We start from the raw sequence: 20,953 nt of genomic DNA on the forward strand, positions 1-20,953 counted from the left end.
CGCCCGTCGCGGCGCACGCGGCAGGCCGGCGGGCGGCGGCCGACGAGCCCCCGGAGTGGAACGACTTCGGTGTCTTCCGGCTCGGCACCGAGCCACCGCACACCACGCTCATGCCGTACGCCGACGTGAGAGCGGCACTCGCCGGCGACCGCACCCGCTCGCCGTACCGGCAGAGCCTCGACGGCACCTGGAAGTTCGCCTACGCCGACCGCCCCGAGGACCGGGACGCCGACTTCCACCGCACCGACACCGACGACGGCGACTGGCAGACCATCCCGGTGCCGTCCGTGTGGCAGCTGCACGGCCACGACTACCCGATCTACCTGAACATCACCTACCCGTACTGGGGCCCCAACGGCCGCGGCGAGGACCCGCGGCCGCCCACCGCGCCGACCCGCTACAACCCGGTCGGCCAGTACCGGCGCACCTTCACCGTCCCGCGCGACTGGACGGGCCGCCGGACCTTCCTGCACTTCGAGGGCGTCAAGTCCGCGCACTACGTGTGGATCAACGGCGAACTGGTCGGCTACGACGAGGACTCCTTCACCCCCTCCGAGTACGACATCACCGACCACCTGAAGTCCGGCACCAACCAGATCGCCGTGGAGGTGTACCGCTACTCCGACGGAGACTGGCTGGAGGACCAGGACATGATCCGGCTGAGCGGCATCTTCCGCTCGGTCTACCTGTACTCCACGCCGGCCGTGCACCTGCGCGACTTCAAGCTGGACACCCCGCTGAACGACACGTACACGGACGCCGAGCTGGCGGTCACCGCGAGCGTGCGGGCGTACGGCGACGGCGGCGGCGCGGGCAAGTACACCGTCGAGACCCAGTTGTACGACGCGCGCGGCCACGCGGTCTGGTCCCGCCCGCTGAACCAGTCCGCCGACCTCGGCACGGTCGGCGCCGGCCAGGACGTCACCGTACGGGCCACGAAGGCCGTACCGAGGCCCAGGCTCTGGTCGGCCGAGCACCCGGACCTCTACACGGCCGTACTGCGCCTGCGGGACCCGGCGGGCAGAGTAGTCGAGACCCTGTCCCACCGCGTCGGCTTCCGGGAGTTCGCGCTCAAGGACGGGCTGATGCGCATCAACGGCAGGCCCGTCTCCCTCCGGGGCACCAACCGCCACGAGATGCACCCGGACCGGGGCACGGCCCTCACCCGCGACGACCTGGTCGAGGACATCGAGATCATCAAGCGGATGAACATGAACAGCGTCCGCACCTCGCACTACCCGAACAACCCGCTGTGGTACGAACTCGCCGACGAGTACGGCCTCTACCTCGTCGACGAGACCAACCTGGAGACCCACGGCATCCGCGAGGAGTACCCCGGCGACCACCCCGACTGGACCGAGGCCTGCGTGGTCCGCGCCCAGAACATGGTGCACCGCGACAAGAACCACGCCTCGGTCGTCATCTGGTCGCTCGGCAACGAGGCGGGCGGCGGCAGCACCTTCACCGCCATGCACGACTGGATCCGCTCCTACGACCCCACCCGAGTCATCCAGTACGAGGGCGACGACCGGCCGGGCATCAGCGACATCCGCTCCGAGATGTACGACAGCCCGCAGCGCGTCGAGCAGCGGGCGAAGGACACCTCCGACACCCGGCCGTACGTGATGATCGAGTACGCCCACGCGATGGGGAACTCCAACGGCAACCTGAAGAAGTACTGGGACGTCGTGCGCGCCCACGACGTGCTCCAGGGCGGCTGGATCTGGGACTTCGTCGACCAGTCGCTGACCTGGCCCGTCCCGCGGCGCACACTGCTGACCGAGGAGGGGCCCGCCGGCCTGCGCGGTGAGATCCTCGCCGCCTCCGGAACCTTCGAGCGCGGCAAGGGCCTGTCCGGCGGCACGGTCTTCGCCCGCGACGAGGGCCTGGACCTCACCGGCTCGCTGACCCTGGAGGCCTGGGTCACCCCGGACGTGACCGGCTACCACCAGCCGATCCTAGCCAAGGGCGACACCCAGTACGCGCTGAAGCAGAACAACCGCACGCTGGAGTTCTTCATCCACTCCGGCGGTCAGTGGATCACCGCCACCTGGACGGTGCCGGAGGACTGGACCGGCCGCGAGCACCACATCGCGGGCGTCTTCGACGCGGAGGCCGGCACCCTCACCCTGTACGTCGACGGCGAGCGGCGGGCGACCCGCACCACCGACCGGCGGCCCACCGGCAACACGGCCTCCCTGGCCCTGGCCACCGACGCCGACAACCAGACCCGCGAGTTCAGCGGCACCATCCGCCGCGCCCGTGTCTACGCCCGCGCACTCGACGCCGCCGAACTGGCCGGGGTCGACCGCGGCCCCGGCGACGACGGCGTGCGCTTCTGGTTCGACGCGGAGACCGTCGCGGTCGACAGGGTGCGGCCGAGGGAGAAGACCTTCTTCGCGTACGGCGGCGACTGGGGCGACAACCCCAACGACGGCTGCTTCGTCGCCGACGGCATCGTCCTCGCCGATCGCGGCCACACCGGCAAGGCCGCCGAGGTCAAGCGGGTCTACCAGGCGGTCGGCGTCGAGCAGCGGTCCGGCGGCGCGGGCGCCGTCACGCTCGTCAACGAGTACCTGTTCACCAGCCTCCGCGAGTTCGACGGCCGCTGGGAACTCGTCGCCGACGGCGAAACGGTGCGGCGCGGACGGCTCGACCGCCGTCAGCTGGACGTGGAGCCGCTGTCCAGGAAGGACATCACCGTGCCCGTGCGGCTGCCGAGCGATCCGGCACCGGGCACGGAGTACTTCCTCGAGCTGTCCTTCACCACCAAGGAGGCCACCCCCTGGGCGAAGGCGGGCTTCGAGGTCGCCCGGGTACAGCTCGCCCTCGACACGGACGTCCGCGCGGTGGCCCCCGTGCCGCTGGACCGGGTGCCGTCCCTGCGCCACCGGGACGGCGACGACGAGGTCACGGTCGATGGCCGGGGCTTCTCGGTCACCGTCGACAAGCGCGCCGGCACCATCACCTCGTACGAGGCGAAGGGCAGGCGGCTGATCACCTCCGGGCCGGTGCCCAACTTCTGGCGCGCGCCCACCGACAACGACCACGGCAACGGCCAGCACACCCGCAACCGGACCTGGCGCGACGCGGGCGCCCGGCGGAAGGTCACGGACGTCGCCGTGCGGGACCTGGGCGACCGGGCCGTCGAGATCAAGGTCAGCGGCACCCTGCCCACCACCGTGGAGTCGGCGTACACCACCACGTACACCGTGTTCGGCAACGGCGAGATCAAGGTCGACAACACCCTGCACCCGGGGGCCGCGAACCTGCCATACATCCCCGAGGTCGGCACGATGCTGTTCCTGCCGCGCAGCCTGGACCGCCTGCACTACTACGGCCGCGGCCCCGAGGAGAACCACTGGGACCGCAACACCGGCACCGACGTCGGCCTGTACTCCGGGACCGTCGCCGAGCAGTGGACGCCGTACATCCGCCCGCAGGAGAACGGCAACAAGACCGACGTCCGGTGGATCGCCCTCACCGACGGCGACGGGGTGGGCCTGCTCGCCTCGGGTGAGCCCCTGCTGGAGGCCAACGCCTCCCACTTCACGCCGGAGGACCTGTCCGCCGGGGCGCGGCACGACTACCAGCTCACGCCGAGGGACGCCGTCGTCCTCCGGCTGAGTCACCGTCAGATGGGCGTCGGCGGCGACAACAGCTGGGGCGCGCACACGCACGACGAGTTCAAACTCTTCGCCGACCGGGACTACTCCTACACCTACCGGCTGCGCCCGCTGACGGACGTGAAGGAGGCGACGGCGGCCTCGCGCAGGCCCACGGCGACCGGGTGACCGAGGGATGAACGGGGAGTCCGGGGCAACCCGGGCTCCCATGGGTGACGTACTGGTCGGAGCATGTTCCTGGACGGACCGCCAACTCCTCGGGAGCGGCTGGTATCCGGGCGGGCGACGGGACGCCGAGGGGCGGCTGCGGCACTACGCCTCGCGGCTGCCCGTCGTCGAAGTGGACTCCGGGTACTACGCGTTGCCGAGCCGGCGCAACAGCGAGCTGTGGGTGGAGCGTACGCCGGAGGGCTTCCGGTTCGACGTGAAGGCCTTCTCCCTGCTGACCGGCCATCCCACGCGCGCGGAGGCCCTGCCCGCGGACCTGCGCGGAGCCGGCCTCGGACCGCTGAGGCGCGGGCGGGCGAGTGAGGGCCTGCTGGACGAGGTGTGGGGGCGCTTCGCCGAGGCGGTCGAGCCGCTGCGCAAGGCCGGGCGGCTCGGCACCGTGCTGTTCCAGTTCCCGCCGTGGTTCGCCCCGGGGGCCCCGGCCGAGGCGACGCTCGAAGCCTGCGCCCTGCGCGCGGAGGGCTGGCCGCTCGCCGTGGAGTTCCGCCACCCGGGGTGGTGGGAGCCGCAACGGGCGGACGCCACTCACGCGCTGCTGTCCGGCCTGGGCATGTCGGCCGTCGGTACCGACATGGCCCAGGGCATGCCCGCGTCGCTGCCGCCCATCGCCCCGGTGACCCGTCCCGGCCTCGCCGTCGTACGGTTCCACGGCCGCAGCACGGCATGGGGGAGTGGCAGCAAGGAGGACCGCTTCCGGTACGACTACGACGTCGCCGAACTCGCCGCCCGGGTGCCCCGGTTGCGGCGCGCCGCCGGGCGGACGGACGAGCTGCACGTGCTGTTCAACAACTGCTGCGCGGACGCCGCCGTACGTGCCGCCGAGACCATGCGGGGGCTGCTCACTCCGCCGCGTCGCTGATCCCCAGCCGCAGGTGCTCCACGTGGTACACGGCCTGGTCGAGCAGCTCGGCCACATGGTCGTCGTGCAGCGCGTACACCACCGACCGGCCCCGCCGCTCACCCACCACCAGGCCCAGATTGCGCAGCAGCCGCAGCTGGTGCGAGCAGGCCGACTGCTCCATGCCGACCTCCGCCGCCAACTCGGTCGCGGGCAGCGGGCCTTCGCGCAGCCGGGCCAGGATCAGCAGCCGGGAGGGGGTGGACAGGGCCTGGAGCGTGGTGGCGACCTTGGCGACGTTGTCCGCGTCCAGACGCAGGCGTGCGGCGGCGTCCTGCGCGGTGGTGGCGGCTCCGTGACCCATACGGTTCATCCTACTCACCACACATGAACGCATGAATGAGTCTTCATCTGTTCCTGTATGGTGTGCCGCGTGTCCACCACGCTTGCCCCCACCCCGGTCCCCGCGCCCGTCCACCGGGCGCCCCGCAGCCGAACCCGCGTCCTCGCCCTGCCCGAGGCCCGCTGGGCACTGTCGTCCCTCGTCGCGTTCCTGCTGGCGCTCCCCCTCGACCTCGGCGGCGCCCCCGCCTGGACGTACGGTCCGCTCTACGCGGTCGCCTACGCCGCCGGCGGCTGGGAGCCCGCGCTGGAGGGCCTGCGGGCGCTGCGCGAGAAGACCCTGGACGTCGACCTGCTGATGATCGTCGCGGCACTCGGCGCCGCGTCCATCGGGCAGGTCCTCGACGGCGCACTGCTGATCGTCATCTTCGCCACCTCCGGCGCCCTGGAGGCCCTGGCCGCCGCCCGCACCGCCGACTCGGTGCGCGGCCTGCTCGACCTCGCGCCCACCACCGCGACCCGCGTGCGGGGGGACCGCGAGGAGACCGTCCCGACCACCGGCCTCACCGTCGGTGACCTGCTCCTGGTCCGGCCGGGGGAGCGGATCGGTGCCGACGGCTCCGTCGTCGACGGCGCCGGCGAGGTCGACCAGGCCACCATCACCGGCGAGTCCCTCCCCGTTCTCAAGCGTCCCGGCGACGACGTCTTCGCAGGCACCCTCAACGGCACCGGCGCCCTGCGCGTCCGCGTCGAACGCGACCCCGCCGACTCGGTCATCGCCCGGATCGTCACCCTCGTCGAGGAGGCGTCCCGCACCAAGGCGCCCACGCAGCTGTTCATCGAGAAGATCGAGCAGCGCTACGCGGTCGGCGTGGTGGCCGCCACCCTCGCGGTCTTCGGCATCCCGCTCGCCTTCGGCGCCGACCTCACGGACGCCCTGCTGCGCGCCATGACCTTCATGATCGTCGCCTCGCCCTGCGCGGTCGTCCTCGCGACGATGCCGCCCCTGCTGTCCGCCATCGCCAACGCCGGCCGGCACGGCGTCCTCGTGAAGTCGGCGGTCGCGATGGAACGCCTCGGCGAGATCGACGCCGTCGCCCTCGACAAGACCGGCACCCTCACCGAGGGCACCCCCGAGGTGACCGCCGTACGCCCGCTGCCCGGCTCCGGTCTCGACGAGGACGCCCTCCTCGCGCTCGCCGCCGCCGCCGAGCACCCAAGCGAACACCCGCTGGCCCGCGCGATCGTGGCCGCCGCCCGCGCACGCGGCCTGCGCATCGCGTCCGCACGGGACTTCACCGCGACTCCCGGGCTCGGTGTCACCGCGGTCGTCGACGGTCACGAGGTGCACGTCGGCCGCGCCCAGCAGCCCGAGGGCGCCGAGACCGCCGTCCGGGTCACCCGCGACGGCACCCCCGTCGGCACCCTCGCCCTCACCGACCGCCTCCGCGCCGACGCCGCCCCGGCCGCCGCCGCGCTCACCGCCCTCACCGGCACCGCCGCCACCCTGCTCACCGGCGACAACGCGCCCGCCGCGGCCCGCGTGGCCACCGTGACCGGCATCACCGACGTCCGCGCGGACCTGCTGCCGGAGGGCAAGGTCGAGGCCGTACGGGCACTGGAGCGGGCCGGCCGCAAGGTGCTCCTCGTCGGCGACGGCGTCAACGACGCCCCCGCGCTCGCCGCCGCCCACGCCGGTGTCGCCATGGGCCGCGCCGGCTCCGACCTGGCCCTGGAGACGGCCGACGCGATCGTGGTGCGCGACGAGCTGGCGGCCGTACCCGCCGTCGTACGGCTGTCCCGGCGCGCGCGCCGACTGGTGCTACAGAACCTGGTCATCGCCGGCACGTTCATCACGGTCCTCGTCCTGTGGGACCTGATCGGGCACCTCCCGCTGCCGCTCGGCGTCGCCGGGCACGAGGGCTCGACCGTACTGGTCGGCCTCAACGGCCTGCGGCTGCTGCGCGAGTCGGCATGGCGAGCCGAGTGACCAGGGCCATCGGGGCGACGAAGGCGATCCGGCGGAGCCCAGGAAGCGAGACGTCCATGTCGGATTTCCGCCAGCCCCGGCCCGGCAGGTGGACCATCCTGGACGCATGCAGACGGGAATGCACACCGACACCGAGCGCTGCGCGCGTGCCGTCCGGTCGAAGGACGCGCGCTTCGACGGCTGGTTCTTCACGGCCGTCCTGACGACCCGCATCTACTGCCGGCCCAGCTGCCCGGTGGTGCCGCCCAAACCCGAGAACATGACCTTCCTCCCGAGCGCGGCGGCCTGCCAGCAGGCCGGGTTCCGGGCGTGCAAACGCTGCCGCCCGGACACCAGCCCCGGCTCACCGGAGTGGAACCAGCGCGCCGACCTCACGGCCCGCGCCATGCGGCTGATCGCCGACGGCGTCGTGGACCGTGAGGGCGTGCCCGGTCTCGCCGCCCGGCTCGGCTACAGCACCCGGCAGGTCGAACGCCAGCTCCTCGCCGAGCTGGGCGCCGGTCCGCTCGCGCTCGCCCGCGCCCAGCGCGCCCAGACCGCCCGGCTGCTCATCGAGACGACCCCGCTGCCGATGGCGGAGGTCGCCTTCGCGGCCGGCTTCTCCTCCATCCGCGCCTTCAACGACACGGTCCGCGAGGTCTACGCGCTCTCCCCGAGCGAGCTGCGCGCCCGCGCTCCGAAGCGCCCCCTCACGGGCACCACCCCCGGCGCCCTCTCCCTCCGCCTCCCGTTCCGCACCCCGCTCAACCCCGACAACCTCTTCGGGCACCTCGCCGCCACCGCCGTACCCGGCGTGGAGGAGTGGCGGGACGGCGCGTACCGGCGCACGCTGCGCCTCCCGTACGGTCACGGCATCGTGGCCCTCACCCCGGGCTCCGACCACATCGCCTGTCGCCTCACCCTCAGCGACCTGCGCGACCTGACCGTCGCCATCAGCCGCTGCCGGCGCCTGCTCGACCTGGACGCCGACCCGGCGGCCATCGACGACCAGCTGCGCGCCGACGCGCTGCTCGCGCCGCTGGTCGACAAGGCACCCGGCCGGCGCGTTCCGCGCACGGTCGACGAGGCGGAGTTCGCCGTACGGGCCGTGCTCGGCCAGCAGGTCTCCACCGCCGCCGCCCGCACCCACGCCGCCCGCCTGGTCGCGGCACACGGCGACACGGTCGACGACCCCGGGGGCGGCCTCACCCACCTCTTCCCGGCGGCGGCGGCGCTGGCGGCGGTGGACCCCGAAACCCTGGCGATGCCCCGCACCCGCCGCACGACCTTCACCACCCTCGTCTCCCACCTGGCCGACGGCTCGCTCAACCTCGGCGTCGAGTGCGACCGGGCCGAGACCCGAGCCCGGCTCCTCGCCCTCCCCGGATTCGGCCCCTGGACCGCCGACGTCATCGCGATGCGGGCCCTCGGCGACCCCGACGCCTTCCTCCCCACCGACCTCGGCATCCGCCGGGCCGCCGGGGAGCTGGGCCTGCCCTCGACACCGGCGGCGCTCACCGCCCGCGCGGCGGCCTGGCGGCCCTGGCGGGCGTACGCCGTCCAGTACCTGTGGGCCACCGACAGCCACCCGATCAACTTCCTGCCCGTGTGAGGAAAATGCCGTGGGAACCCTGAAACAGCACACCGTCATCGACAGCCCGTACGGACTTCTCACCCTCGTCGCCGAGGACGGCGTCCTGTGCGGCCTCTACATGACCGACCAGCGCCACCGCCCGGCCGAAGAGACCTTCGGAACGGCCGACGACGGCCCGTTCGCCGAGACGGAGGAGCAACTGACGGCGTACTTCGCCGGCGAACTGAAGGACTTCACCCTCGACCTGCGCCTGAACGGAACCTCGTTCCAACGCACGGTCTGGGACCAGCTGCGCGAGATCCCGTACGGCGAGACCCGCACCTACGGCGAACTCGCCGACGCCCTCGGCAACCCGGCCGCCTCCCGCGCCGTCGGCCTCGCCAACGGGCGCAACCCGATCGGCATCATCGTCCCCTGCCATCGCGTCATCGGCGCGAGCGGCGGCCTCACCGGCTACGGCGGCGGCCTGGAACGCAAGCAGCGCCTGCTGGACTTCGAACGGGGTTCGGCGCTCTTCTAGTCACCACGGATTTCCGGGGAGAGAGGGGCCCCGCGCAGGGGCCGGCCGCCGTCCACGAACCGTCGGCCGGGCGGCGACGCGTTCCGGCGCGCGCCGTCCCGCCTCCCGGGTGGCGGCCGTCGAGGGCGCCGACGCGAACCGCGAAGACCAGGTCGAAGGGCCCCTCACCGGGCTCCCGGACGCAGTCCTCCGCCGCGACGCACCGCACGCTCATACGGCCCGGCGCGATCTCCCGGGCCGAGCCGGCCTCCGCCGGCGCCATCGCCCGCGCCGAACGGCCGACGGCGGGAACGTGCCCGGACACCAGCCGTGCCGCGACCGCCCGCGCGGCGGCACCCGGTCCGCGGCCGATCTCCAGGACCCGCGTCCCGGCGTCAGGGACAGCGCGTCCACGACCTCGGCGAGGCGGGGCGAAAGCCCCTCGGCCACGGACCGGTCAGCCCACTCACTCGGTGTGCCGAGGTGTGCCGACCCGGAGGCGGTTGCCGTCCGGGTCGCGCAGCTCGACCTCGCGCGCCCAGGGCGCGTCCTCGACCCGCACGCCGAACTCGGCGGCGACCGCGTCGACGTCGGCCACCCGCAGATACACCAGGGTGTCCGGCCGGGCGTCCCCGGTGTGCTCCGACAGGAACAGCCGCACCCGCCCGCGAGCGACCTCCACGAACGCCGGCAGGCCCGGCTCGAAGCGGTGCTCCCACCGCGCGGCGAAGCCCAGCCGCGCGTACCACCGCACGGCCGCGGCGGCGTCGGCCACGCGCAGGATCGGAATGACCTCCTCGTCCACCCGCTCAGTCACCTTCTCCGTCCCTCCCGGCGCCCAGCCCGCGCAGCAGCTCGGGCAGAGCGGTCCCGATCGGCTCCCGGACGACCTCGTCGGCGAGCTCGTCGTACGGGGTCGGTTCGGCGTTGACGACGACCAGACGGGCGCCGTGGTCGGCGGCCACGCCGGCCAGTCCGGCCGCGGGCTGCACCTGGAGGCTGCTGCCGACGGCGACGAACACCTGGCACGCCTTGCTGATGGCGGCCGCCTCGCCGAGCACCACCGGGTCGAGGCGCTCGCCGAACATCACCGTCGCGGGCTTCAGGATGCCGCCGCACTCCAGGCACGGCGGGTCGTCCTCGCCGGCCTCGACCCGGGCGAGCGCGTCCTCCATCGGTCCCCGGGCGTGACAGCCGGTGCACACGCAACTCCGCGCGGTGCCGTGCAGTTCCAGGACCTTGCGGGCGGAGAGCCCGGCGAGCTGGTGCAGACCGTCCACGTTCTGCGTGATCACCCGGACCGGCACCCCGGACCGCTCCAGCTCCGCCACCGCCCGGTGCGCCGCGTTCGGCCGGGCCCGCAGCGCCCCGTTCGCGCGGCGCATCCGCCAGGAGCGGCGCCGGATCTCCGGATCGCCCATGTAGTACTCGTACGTGACGAGTTTCCCGGCCTCCGGATCGCGCCGCCACAGCCCGTTCGGCCCGCGGTAGTCGGGGATGCCGGAGTCCGTCGAGATGCCGGCACCGCTCAGAATGGCGACGAGGGGCTTGCTGGTCATGCGGTCGAGGGTAGGACGCCGGGGTGCGCCCGGCGAACGGTTATCGGTCGACCCTGACTCCGTTCTCCAGCTCGGCCGCTCCGGACCCGTCCGCCAGCACGTCCAGTGCGGCCAGTACCCGGCCGCGCAGCGTGCCGAGCAGGTGATCGCCCAGTTCCTCGCGCGGCACCAGCCGCCAGGACAGCAACTCGTCCTCCTGCAACCGGATCGCCTTGAGGTCGTCCTCGGTCAGGATCCCGCCGTCGTACAGGTACGCCACGATCGGCGGGCGGCCGGTGCCGCTGACCCAGTCCACCGCGAGCAGCCGGCCGAGCCGCACGTCCAGCCCGATCTCCTCGACGGTCTCCCGCCACGCGCCCTGCCGCGGGGTCTCCCCGTCCTCCGACTCGATGGTCCCGCCGGGCAGCGCCCACCCGTCGCGGTAGTTGGGCTCGACGAGCAGCACCCGCCCCTCGGCATCGCGGAAGAGAGCGGCGGCACCGGCGAGGACGCGGGGGAGCCCGGCGATGTAGGCGGCGTAGTCAGGAGTGGTCATCCCGAAAGCGTAACGAGCGCCGGCCCCGCCCCGGCCGTTCCAGGGTGCGGGCAGGGCATGACGGCGTGGCCGTCCTCCGGTTAAGGTCGCAGCGGCGCGACTGCCTTGACGTGCGCAAGGCTCGAAGAGCAAGGGGAGAGCAAGGTGGCTGACGCTGCAGTGGACGGGACCCGCCGGGTACTCGTCGCCGCGGACAAGTTCAAGGGGTCGCTGACGGCCGTCGAGGTGGCCGAGCGGGTGACGGCCGGACTGCGCCGTGTCGTGCCGGACCTCGGCGTCGAGGCGCTGCCCGTGGCCGACGGCGGTGACGGCACGGTGGCCGCGGCGGTCGCGGCCGGATTCGAGCGTCGGGAGGTACGGGTCGCCGGGCCCCTCGGCGACGAGGTGACGGCCGCGTTCGCGCTGCGCGGCGACACCGCGGTGGTGGAGATGGCCGAGGCCAGCGGCCTCCAGCGACTGCCGGCCGGCGTCCTCGCGCCGCTGACCGCGTCCACGCACGGCTCGGGTGAGCTGCTGCGGGCCGCGCTGGACGCGGGGGCGCGGACGATCGTGTTCGGAGTCGGCGGCAGCGCGACCACCGACGGCGGCGCCGGGATGCTGGCGGCGCTGGGCGCGCGGTTCGTGCGCGGTGACGGGGAGCCGGTCGCGCCGGGCGGGGGCGGCCTCGCCGACCTGGCCTCGGCCGACCTGTCCGGGCTGGACCCGCGGCTCGCCGCCGTCGAGCTGGTACTCGCGAGCGACGTCGACAATCCGCTGACCGGGCCGAAGGGTGCCCCGGCGGTCTACGGTCCGCAGAAGGGGGCCTCTGAGGAGGACGTGGAGGCCCTGGACGCGGCCCTCGCGCACTTCGCGAAGGTGCTGGAGGAGACGGACACCGTGGGCGCCCTGGCCGCCGAGTACGCGGCCTCGCCGGGGGCCGGCGCGGCCGGAGGGATCGGCTTCGGCGCGATGCTCCTCGGGGCGCGGTTCCGGCCCGGCATCGAGGTGATGCTGGACGTGCTCGGCTTCGCGCCGGCGTTGGAGCGGGCGGACCTGGTGATCACGGGGGAGGGCTCGCTGGACGAGCAGACCCTGCACGGGAAGGCTCCGGCCGGTGTCGCCGCGGCGGCGCGGGCGGCGGGCAAGGAGGTCGTCGCGGTGTGCGGGCGGCTGGCGCTGCCGGCGGAGGCGCTGGGGCGGGCCGGGATCCGGCGGGCGTATCCGCTGACGGATGTGGAGCCGGACGTGGCGAAGTGCATCGCCGAGGCGGGGCCGATCCTGGAGCGGGTCGCCGAGCGCATCGCGCGGGACTTCCTGGCGTAGGGAAGGCTTCGGCCCGGAACGGGCCTCGTCCTCGAACGCCGGACGGGCTGAGCGACCTGGTGCGGCCGCCTTTGTCCCGACCGAGTGCGCAGGCCGGGGGTCTGGGGGCGGAGCCCCCAGCAAGGCCCACACCGGCGCCGGGCGCGCACAAACAGTGGGGCCCCGGACCCAACCCGGGTCCGGGGCCCCACTCAGCGGAGCGCTACGGCAACTGCGCCGCCCGCGCCTCCCGCCGGTTGTCCCTGAAGTTGTTCACCCTGCGAGCCGTGGCGAACAGGGGAATCACCGCGCCCATCACCAGCTGCAGCGCACACCCCGTCTGCAACAGCAGCTGTCCGCTCGGCGCGTCGAAGGCCCAGCCTGCCAGCAGGCCCATCGACAGGACGATCCACGAAAGCATCGCCACCGCGAGGCGACCCCGCGGCTTCGGGTACTCGACCCGGCTCACCATCAGCCATGCCGTGCCGAGGATGGCCAGCAGCGTCGCCACGAAGGGCAGCTCCAGCAGCACGATCGACACCACCGTCAGCGCCCCGAACGGCGACGGCATGCCCTGGAAGGTGCCGTCCTTGACGGTGACGCAGGAGAACCGCGCAAGCCGCAGCACCACTGCCAGCAGCACCACGATCGCCCCCACCGCCGCCACCCGCTGGTACGCGTCGTCCGCGACCATGCCGTAGACGAGGACGAAGTACGCCGGCGCCAGCCCGAAGCTGATCAGGTCGGAGAGGTTGTCCAGCTCCGCGCCCATCGGCGAGCTGCGCAGCTTGCGCGCGACCAGGCCGTCGCACAGGTCGAAGATCGCCGCGCACAGCATCAGGATCACCGCGGTGGCCGCGCTGTGCCGGGCCATGCCCGACTCGTCGCTGCCCATGAGGTGCGGGATCAGGATGCCGGTGGTGGTGAAGTACACCGCCATGAAGCCGCACGTGGCGTTGCCGAGCGTGAGCGTGTCCGCTATCGACAGGCGGAGCGAGAGGGGCATCTCCTCCTCGTCGTCCACCTCGTCGGCCTCGGGCACCCACCCGGCCTGGGTCTGTGGATCAATCACGGTCAATGCGAGTCACCCCAGCCACCGTCTTCTGACCCACCTCGACATCCACCTCGACGCCCTCCGGCAGGTACAGGTCGACGCGCGAGCCGAAGCGGATCAGCCCGACCCTCTCGCCCTGCTCGACCTTCGTGCCCTGCGGCACGTAGGGCACGATGCGGCGGGCCACCGCGCCGGCGATCTGGATCATCTCGATGTCGCCGAGCTCGGTGTCGAAGTGCCACACCACCCGCTCGTTGTTCTCGCTCTCCTTGTTGAAGGCGGGAACGAAGCCACCGGGGATGTGCTCGACGGACGTCACCGTGCCCGACAGGGGCGCGCGGTTGACGTGGACGTTGAGCGGGCTCATGAAGATCGCGACGCGGGTGCGGCCGTCCTTCCACGGCATGATGCTCTGCACCACACCGTCGGCGGGCGAGATGACCCGGCCCTGGGTGATCTCGCGCTCGGGGTCGCGGAAGAACCACAGCATCCCCGCCGCGAGCGCGGTGGCGGGGACGGCGACGGCCTTGGCGGCGCCGGAGCGGCGGGCACCAAGGAGGCTGACGGCTGCGGTGGCGACGGTCGGCAGAAGCCACGGCGATGCTCCGCGCGCGAGGCGTACGCCGGCCAGGCTGTCGCGAGATGCAGAGGTTTGGCTGTGGGGCATGGATGACCTTCGTAGCGGATGATGCCGCACACTGACGGGGGACGGCGGCTTTCCGGCGATCGTAGCGGCTCTCCGCCGCAACTGGGTAAGCCAGGAAGCCGAGTCGGCGGCCGAACACTGCCTACGGGGTGTGACCTTCTTCTCCAAGAAAACACCCCGTATCCGGACATCTAACCCTGGAATCGATACTCTTCGAGCAGTCGGCGACCGATGATCATTTTCTGGATCTCGGCGGTGCCTTCACCGATCAGGAGCATCGGGGCCTCTCGGTAGAGGCGCTCGATCTCGTACTCCTTGGAGAAGCCGTAACCGCCGTGGATCCGGAAGGCGTCCTCCACGACCTCTTTGCAGTACTCGGAGGCGAGGTACTTGGCCATCCCCGCTTCCAGGTCGTTTCGTTCGCCCGAGTCCTTTTTGCGTGCAGCGTTCACCATCATCGCATGCGCCGCCTCCACCTTGGTAGCCATCTCCGCGAGCTTGAACTGAATGGCCTGGTGCTGGGCGATCTGCTTGCCGAAAGTGTGACGCTGCTGGGCGTACCGGACACCCAGCTCGAAGGCACGCTGGGCGACACCGCAACCACGGGCCGCGACGTTGACGCGGCCGACCTCGACGCCGTCCATCATTTGGTAAAAACCTCGGCCGGTGACGCCGCCGAGCACCCGGTCGGCCGGAATGCGCAGGCCGTCCATGATGAGCTCGGTGGTGTCGACGCCCTTGTAGCCCATCTTGTCGATCTTGCCCGGGATGGTGAGGCCGGGGCGGACCTCGCCGAAACCGGGCTCCTTCTCCACCAGGAAGGTCGTCATCGACTTGTGCGGCGCCGTGCCGTCCGGGTGACCCTCGTCACTCTTCACCAGAACGGCCACCAGCGAAGACGTACCGCCGTTCGTGAGCCACATCTTCTGACCGTTCAGGACGTACTCGTCACCGTCCCGCACCGCCTTCGAGGTGATCGCCGAGACGTCCGAGCCCAGCGCCGGCTCCGACATCGAGAAGGCGCCCCGGATGTCCCCTGCGGCCATGCGGGGCAGGAAGTGGTCCTTCTGCTCCTGCGTGCCGTGCTGCTTGAGCATGTACGCCACGATGAAGTGCGTGTTGATGATGCCGGACACCGACATCCAGCCGCGGGCGATCTCCTCCACGCAGAGCGCGTAGGTGAGGAGCGACTCGCCCAGGCCCCCGTACTCCTCCGGGATCATCAGGCCGAACAGGCCCAGTTCCTTCAGCCCGTCGACGATGTCCTGCGGGTACTCGTCCCGGTGCTCCAGCTCCGTCGCGACCGGGATGATCTCCTTGTCCACGAAGTCCCGGACGGTGGAGAGGATCTCCCGCTGAATGTCCGTGAGGCCGTGGGTCTGGGCGAGGCGGCTCATCTACTTCCCCTGTTCCTTCAGCTCGGGGCGGCCCGGCTGCTCGCCGCCGCGCTCCTTGATGTACGTCTCGGTGGGCACCATCACCTTGCGGCGGAAGACGCACACCAGCGTGCCGTCCTGCTTGTAGCCCTTGGTCTCCACGTGGACGATGCCGCGGTCGCTCTTCGACTTCGACGGCCACTTGTCGAGCACGGTCGTCTGGCCGTAGATCGTGTCGCCGTGGAAGGTCGGCGCCACGTGCTTGAGTGACTCGATCTCCAGGTTGGCGATCGCCTTGCCCGAGATGTCCGGTACCGACATGCCCAGCAGGAGGGAGTAGACGTAGTTCCCGACCACCACGTTCTTGCCGAAGTCGGTCGTCTTCTCGGCGTAGTTGGTGTCCATGTGGAGCGGGTGGTGGTTCATGGTGAGGAGGCAGAACAGGTGGTCGTCGTACTCCGTGACCGTCTTGCCCGGCCAGTGCTTGTACGTCGCCCCGACCTCGAACTCCTCGTAGGTGCGTCCGAACTGCATGGCCGTCACGCCTCCGGGATCTCGAACTTGCTGGTGCGCCGCATACCGGCGGCGCGTCCCTTGCCCGCGACGACCAGGGCCATCTTGCGGCTGGCCTCGTCGATCATCTCGTCGCCGAGCATCGCGGAGCCCTTCTTGCCGCCCGCCTCGGACGTGCAGTACTCGTACGCGTCCAGGATCAGCTCGGCGTGGTCGTAGTCCTCCTGGGACGGCGAGAAGATCTCGTTCGACGCCTCGACCTGACCCGGGTGCAGCACCCACTTGCCGTCGAAGCCGAGCGCGGCGGCGCGCTGCGCGACCTCCCGGTAGCCGTCGACGTTGCGGATCTGGAGGTAGGGGCCGTCGATCGCCTGGAGGTTGTTGGCGCGGGCGGCCATCAGGATCTTCATCAGGATGTAGTGGTAGGCGTCCGCCGGGTAGCCGGGCGGCTGCTCGCCCACGACCAGCGACTTCATGTTGATGGACGCCATGAAGTCGGCCGGGCCGAAGATGATGGTCTCGACGCGCGGGGAGGCCTGTGCGATCTCGTTGACGTTGTTCAGGCCCTGCGCGTTCTCGATCTGCGCCTCGATGCCGATGCGGCCGACCTCGAAGCCCATCGTCTTCTCGATCTGGGTGAGGAGGAGGTCCAGGGCCACCACCTGCTGGGCGTCCTGGACCTTCGGCAGCATGATGCAGTCCAGGTTCGGGCCGGCGCCCTCGACGACGGTCACGACGTCGCGGTACGTCCACTCGGTCGTCCAGTCGTTGACGCGCACCACACGGGTCTTGCCGGTCCAGTCGCCCTCGTTGAGGAACTTGACGATGGTGTGCCGCGCCTCCGGCTTGGCGAGCGGGGCGCACGCGTCCTCCAGGTCGAGGAAGACCTGGTCGGCCGGGAGGCCCTGGGCCTTCTCCAGGAAGCGCGGGTTCGAGCCGGGCACCGCCAGGCAGGAACGCCGGGGGCGCAGGCGGTTGACCTGGGGAGCGGGGCTGGTCATGCGGGGACCTCCAGGGGGTCGAGCTTGTTCGCTTTGCGGATCTCGTCGACGATGCGGCCGATGATCCCGGTGATGTCGAAGTCCTTCGGTGTGAAGACCGCGGCCACTCCGGCGGCCCGCAGCGCTTCGGCGTCTCCGTTCGGGATGATGCCACCGGCGATCACCGGAATATCCGTGGCACCGGCCACATGCAGCCGTTCCAGTACGTCCGGCACCAGCTGGGCGTGCGAGCCGGAGAGGATGGACAGGCCCACCGCGTGCACGTCCTCGGCCAGGGCGGCGTCCACGATCTGCTCCGGGGTGAGCCGGATGCCCTGGTAGACCACCTCGAAGCCGGCGTCGCGGGCCCGCACGGCGATCTGCTCGGCGCCGTTGGAGTGGCCGTCCAGGCCGGGCTTGCCGACCAGGAAGCGCAGCTTGCCGACGCCGAGATCCTTGGCGGTCAGGTCCACCTTGCGGCGCACCTGGGACAGTGCCGAGCCCTCCTCGGCGGCGATCGCGACCGGCGCCGACGAGACACCGGTCGGCGCCCGGAACTCACCGAACACCTCGCGCAGCGCCCCGGCCCACTCCCCGGTCGTGACGCCGGCGCGGGCACACTCCAGGGTGGCCTCCATGAGGTTGTCAGTGCCCTTGGCGGCCTCCTTCAGCCTCTCCAGCGCCTTGCAGGGGCGCGGGTGGTTGAAGGGCGGCTGGTAGCGGGTGTCGCGCCAGTTCTGGAGCGAGGCGATGACGCGGGCCTCCACCGCCGGGTCGACCGTCTGGATCGCGGTGTCCAGGTCGGCGGTCAGCGGGTTCGGCTCGGTGCCCTCGAAGGCGTTGACCCCGATGATCTTCTCCTGGCCCGACTCGATCCGGGCCCGGCGCTCGGCGTGCGAGGCGACCAGCTGCGACTTGAGGTAGCCGGACTCGACGGCAGCCATCGCGCCGCCCATCTCCTGGATGCGCTCGATCTCGGTGAGCGACTCCTCGACCAGCTCGTCGACCTTCGCCTCGACCACCTTCGAGCCCTCGAAGAGGTCGCCGTACTCCAGCAGGTCGCTCTCGTACGCCAGCACCTGCTGGATGCGCAGCGACCACTGCTGGTCCCAGGGGCGCGGCAGGCCCAGCGCCTCGTTCCAGGCCGGCAGCTGCACGGCACGCGCGCGTGCGTCCTTGGAGAGGGTGACCGCCAGCATCTCCAGCACGATCCGCGGGACGTTGTTCTCCGGCTGGGCCTCGGTCAGTCCCAGGGAGTTGACCTGGACGCCGTAGCGGAAGCGGCGGTGCTTGGGATCCTCGATGCCGTACCGCTCGCGGGTCACGCGGTCCCAGATGCGGCCGAAGGCGCGCATCTTGCACATCTCCTCGACGAAGCGGACGCCCGCGTTCACGAAGAAGGAGATGCGGCCGACCACGTCGCCCATGCGCTCCTGCGGCACCTGGTCGGAGTCGCGCACGGCGTCCAGCACGGCGATCGCGGTGGACATCGCGTACGCGATCTCCTGCACCGGCGTGGCGCCCGCCTCCTGCAGGTGGTAGCTGCAGATGTTGATCGGGTTCCACTTCGGGAGGTGGGAGACCGTGTACGCGATCATGTCCGTCGTCAGGCGGAGGGACGGCCCCGGCGGGAAGACGTGCGTCCCCCGGGACAGGTACTCCTTGACGATGTCGTTCTGGGTCGTGCCCTGGAGCCTGGTGACGTCCGCGCCCTGCTCCTCGGCGACGACCTGGTAGAGCGCCAGCAGCCACATGGCCGTGGCGTTGATGGTCATCGAGGTGTTCATCTGCTCCAGGGGGATGTCCTGGAACAGCCGGCGCATGTCACCGACGTGCGCGACCGGCACCCCGACCCGGCCCACCTCGCCGCGGGCGAGGATGTGGTCGGAGTCGTAGCCGGTCTGGGTCGGCAGGTCGAAGGCGACCGACAGACCCGTCTGGCCCTTGGCGAGGTTGCGCCGGTACAGCTCGTTGGACGCCTCGGCCGTGGAGTGACCGGCGTAGGTGCGCATGAGCCACGGCCGGTCCTTCTGACGCTCAGTCATGTGTGGCCTCCGCCGTCCTCAGATGTTCCGGAAGCGGTTGATGGCGTCGACGTGCTCGGCGCGCTTCTCCTCGTCGCGCACGCCCAGGCCCTCCTCGGGCGCCAGGCACAGCACGCCGACCTTGCCCTGGTGGGCGTTGCGGTGCACGTCGTGGGCGGCCTGGCCGGTGTCCTCCAGCGAGTACACCTTGGAGAGGGTCGGGTGGATCTTGCCCTTGGCGATGAGGCGGTTGGCCTCCCAGGCCTCGCGGTAGTTGGCGAAGTGGGAACCGATGATGCGCTTCAGGGACATCCACAGGTAGCGGTTGTCGTACTCGTGCATGTAGCCCGAGGTCGAGGCGCAGGTGGTGATGGTGCCGCCCTTGCGGGTGACGTAGACGCTCGCGCCGAAGGTCTCACGGCCGGGGTGCTCGAAGACGATGTCGATGTCCTCGCCGCCGGTGAGTTCGCGGATGCGCTTGCCGAAGCGCTTCCACTCCTTCGGGTCCTGGGTGTGCTCGTCCTTCCAGAACTTGTAGTCCTCGGCGTTGCGGTCGATGATCGCGTCGGCGCCCATCGAGCGGCAGATGTCCGCCTTCTGCTCGCTGGAGACGACACAGATCGGGTTGGCGCCGCCGGCCAGCGCGAACTGCGTGGCGTACGAGCCGAGGCCGCCGCTCGCGCCCCAGATGAGCACGTTGTCACCCTGCTTCATGCCGGCGCCGTTGCGGGAGACCAGCTGGCGGTACGCGGTGGAGTTGACCAGGCCCGGGGCGGCGGCCTCCTCCCAGCTGAGGTGGTCCGGCTTGGGCATCAGCTGGTTGGACTTGACGAGGGCGATCTCCGCCAGGCCGCCGAAGTTGGTCTCGAAGCCCCAGATGCGCTGCTCGGGGTCGAGCATCGTGTCGTTGTGGCCGTCGGACGACTCCAGCTCGACGGAGAGGCAGTGCGCGACGACCTCGTCGCCGGTCTGCCAGGCGTTGACGCCCGGGCCGGTTCGCAGGACGACGCCGGCCAGGTCGGAGCCGATGACGTGGTACGGCAGGTCGTGGCGCTTGGTGAGCTCGCTGACCCTGCCGTAGCGCTCCAGGAAGCCGAAGGTCGACAGGGGCTCGAAGATCGAGGTCCACACCGAGTTGTAGTTGACCGAGGAGGCCATGACGGCGACCAGGGCCTCGCCGGGGCCCAGCTCGGGCAGCGGCACCTCGTCCAGGTGGAGCGACTTGCGCGGGTCCTTGTCGCGGGTTTCGAGGCCCGCGAACATCTCGGTCTCGTCCTTGTGCACGGTGATCGCGCGGTACGACTCGGGGAGCGGCAGGGCGGCGATGTCGGCCGGCGTGGAGTCGGTCGCCTGGATCGCGGCCAGGATGTCCTTCATGGTCACGGTGTTGCCTCCGGCGTCGAGCGCCCGTGAGGGAGGGGCGCTTGAGGGTTGCGTCGGTGCTGCTGAGGGTCGGGTGAGGGGGTGCCGTCGGTTCGGCGGTGGTGCTGTTCGGCGGCGCTTTGTGGCGCGGAGGGTGCCTGTGACGCAGGCGCCGGGCACGCAGGCGATCGCTTGCGGGGACAGCCCGGACACCTTCAACGTATGACACCGCGTGTCACCCCGCAAGGCACTGAGTGCCAGAACCTGCTCTCAGATGAAATCTTTACCCGACAGATGAGCGATGATCGATCGAACGGGGGTCGCGAGGGCTGCGAAAAGGGGCATTGACATGCGAAAACGGCCACCCGGAGGGTGGCCGTCGTCACATGCGGGACAGGGCGAGTCAGCGCTCCTTGAGCGCCTGCTCGATGGCGCGCATGACCTCGTGCAGCGGCGCGTCGGTACGCGCGACCGTCACCAGCACCTCACCCTGCACGGAGGCCGAGGAGGTGCCGGCCCGCGCCGAG

Annotated in this window: 17 protein-coding genes and 1 pseudogene; 6 read left to right on the top strand and 12 right to left on the bottom strand. The window is 71.4% G+C overall.

The genetic code is table 11. The features are described 5' to 3' along the window. Both EBH09_RS29800 and EBH09_RS29805 read left to right on the top strand, forming a co-directional pair. A partial coding sequence (locus EBH09_RS29800) for a glycoside hydrolase family 2 TIM barrel-domain containing protein (protein WP_121750004.1) occupies window positions 1-3,794 on the top strand: 3,794 nt, incomplete at its 5' end. A gap of 40 nt (window positions 3,795-3,834) precedes the next feature. Further along, the gene (locus EBH09_RS29805; protein ID WP_121750005.1) at window positions 3,835-4,713 is read left to right on the top strand and encodes a DUF72 domain-containing protein; all 879 of its coding nucleotides are present in this window, start codon (window positions 3,835-3,837) and stop codon (window positions 4,711-4,713) included. Here the strand turns inward: EBH09_RS29805 and EBH09_RS29810 are convergent. After that, window positions 4,694-5,056 carry a metalloregulator ArsR/SmtB family transcription factor gene (locus tag EBH09_RS29810; protein ID WP_121750006.1) on the bottom strand — a complete coding sequence of 121 codons (363 nt, stop codon included), beginning with the start codon at window positions 5,054-5,056 and terminating at the stop codon, window positions 4,694-4,696. The genes EBH09_RS29805 and EBH09_RS29810 overlap by 20 nt on opposite strands. A gap of 57 nt (window positions 5,057-5,113) precedes the next feature. On the opposite strand from EBH09_RS29810, the gene EBH09_RS29815 reads away from it, so the two are divergent. The 3 genes from EBH09_RS29815 to EBH09_RS29825 all read left to right on the top strand — a co-directional run bounded on the left by EBH09_RS29815 (window position 5,114) and on the right by EBH09_RS29825 (window position 9,117). Next, on the top strand, window positions 5,114-7,024 hold the full coding sequence (locus tag EBH09_RS29815; RefSeq protein ID WP_193776607.1) for a heavy metal translocating P-type ATPase: 1,911 nt from the start codon (window positions 5,114-5,116) through the stop codon (window positions 7,022-7,024). Between the two features lie 106 nt (window positions 7,025-7,130). Next, complete coding sequence (locus tag EBH09_RS29820) at window positions 7,131-8,615, top strand: AlkA N-terminal domain-containing protein (RefSeq protein ID WP_274595150.1); 1,485 nt, start codon at window positions 7,131-7,133, stop codon at window positions 8,613-8,615. Between the two features lie 19 nt (window positions 8,616-8,634). Next, entirely contained in the window at window positions 8,635-9,117 is a 483-nt protein-coding gene (locus tag EBH09_RS29825) for a methylated-DNA--[protein]-cysteine S-methyltransferase (protein ID WP_121751069.1), read from the top strand. Window positions 9,118-9,562: 445 nt separating this feature from the next. Here EBH09_RS29825 and EBH09_RS29835 read toward each other — a convergent pair whose 3' ends face one another. The 3 genes from EBH09_RS29835 to EBH09_RS29845 are packed head-to-tail and all read right to left on the bottom strand — an operon-like array spanning window position 9,563 to window position 11,190. Then, window positions 9,563-9,901, bottom strand: a complete 339-nt coding sequence (locus EBH09_RS29835; protein ID WP_121750008.1) for a glyoxalase superfamily protein — start codon at window positions 9,899-9,901, stop codon at window positions 9,563-9,565. Window positions 9,902-9,905: 4 nt separating this feature from the next. Continuing rightward, window positions 9,906-10,655 (bottom strand): Sir2 family NAD-dependent protein deacetylase, encoded by a 750-nt coding sequence (locus tag EBH09_RS29840; RefSeq protein ID WP_121750009.1) that lies wholly within the window; start codon window positions 10,653-10,655, stop codon window positions 9,906-9,908. 40 nt (window positions 10,656-10,695) lie between these two features. Next, complete coding sequence (locus EBH09_RS29845; protein ID WP_121750010.1) at window positions 10,696-11,190, bottom strand: NUDIX hydrolase; 495 nt, start codon at window positions 11,188-11,190, stop codon at window positions 10,696-10,698. A gap of 159 nt (window positions 11,191-11,349) precedes the next feature. Here EBH09_RS29845 and EBH09_RS29850 point away from each other — a divergent pair, with 159 nt between their 5' ends. Next, on the top strand, window positions 11,350-12,492 hold the full coding sequence (locus EBH09_RS29850; protein ID WP_121750011.1) for a glycerate kinase: 1,143 nt from the start codon (window positions 11,350-11,352) through the stop codon (window positions 12,490-12,492). 202 nt (window positions 12,493-12,694) lie between these two features. Here the strand turns inward: EBH09_RS29850 and pssA are convergent, their stop codons facing one another. The 8 genes and pseudogenes from pssA to EBH09_RS39340 all read right to left on the bottom strand — a co-directional run. After that, window positions 12,695-13,513, bottom strand: coding sequence for a CDP-diacylglycerol--serine O-phosphatidyltransferase (pssA, locus tag EBH09_RS29855; protein ID WP_121750012.1), 819 nt, complete (start codon window positions 13,511-13,513; stop codon window positions 12,695-12,697). Window positions 13,514-13,535: 22 nt separating this feature from the next. Then, window positions 13,536-14,192, bottom strand: coding sequence for a phosphatidylserine decarboxylase (locus EBH09_RS29860; RefSeq protein WP_121750013.1), 657 nt, complete (start codon window positions 14,190-14,192; stop codon window positions 13,536-13,538). A gap of 170 nt (window positions 14,193-14,362) precedes the next feature. After that, the gene (locus EBH09_RS29865) at window positions 14,363-15,568 is read right to left on the bottom strand and encodes an acyl-CoA dehydrogenase family protein (RefSeq protein ID WP_121750014.1); all 1,206 of its coding nucleotides are present in this window, start codon (window positions 15,566-15,568) and stop codon (window positions 14,363-14,365) included. Continuing rightward, a complete protein-coding gene (locus EBH09_RS29870) occupies window positions 15,569-16,081 on the bottom strand; it encodes a MaoC family dehydratase (protein ID WP_121751070.1) in 513 nt (170 codons plus the stop codon). A gap of 5 nt (window positions 16,082-16,086) precedes the next feature. Next, window positions 16,087-17,061 (bottom strand): CoA ester lyase, encoded by a 975-nt coding sequence (locus EBH09_RS29875; RefSeq protein ID WP_121750015.1) that lies wholly within the window; start codon window positions 17,059-17,061, stop codon window positions 16,087-16,089. Then, on the bottom strand, window positions 17,058-19,085 hold the full coding sequence (locus tag EBH09_RS29880; RefSeq protein WP_121750016.1) for a protein meaA: 2,028 nt from the start codon (window positions 19,083-19,085) through the stop codon (window positions 17,058-17,060). The genes EBH09_RS29875 and EBH09_RS29880 overlap by 4 nt, the downstream gene beginning before the upstream one ends. 18 nt (window positions 19,086-19,103) lie before the next feature. Further along, a complete protein-coding gene (gene ccrA / locus EBH09_RS29885) occupies window positions 19,104-20,441 on the bottom strand; it encodes a crotonyl-CoA carboxylase/reductase (RefSeq protein WP_193776735.1) in 1,338 nt (445 codons plus the stop codon). A gap of 388 nt (window positions 20,442-20,829) precedes the next feature. Beyond that, window positions 20,830-20,953: pseudogene (locus tag EBH09_RS39340) on the bottom strand (TetR family transcriptional regulator); the annotation flags it as partial.

The organism is Streptomyces sp. E2N166 (assembly GCF_003671715.1).
GTDB classification, from domain to species: Bacteria; Actinomycetota; Actinomycetes; order Streptomycetales; family Streptomycetaceae; genus Streptomyces; species Streptomyces thinghirensis.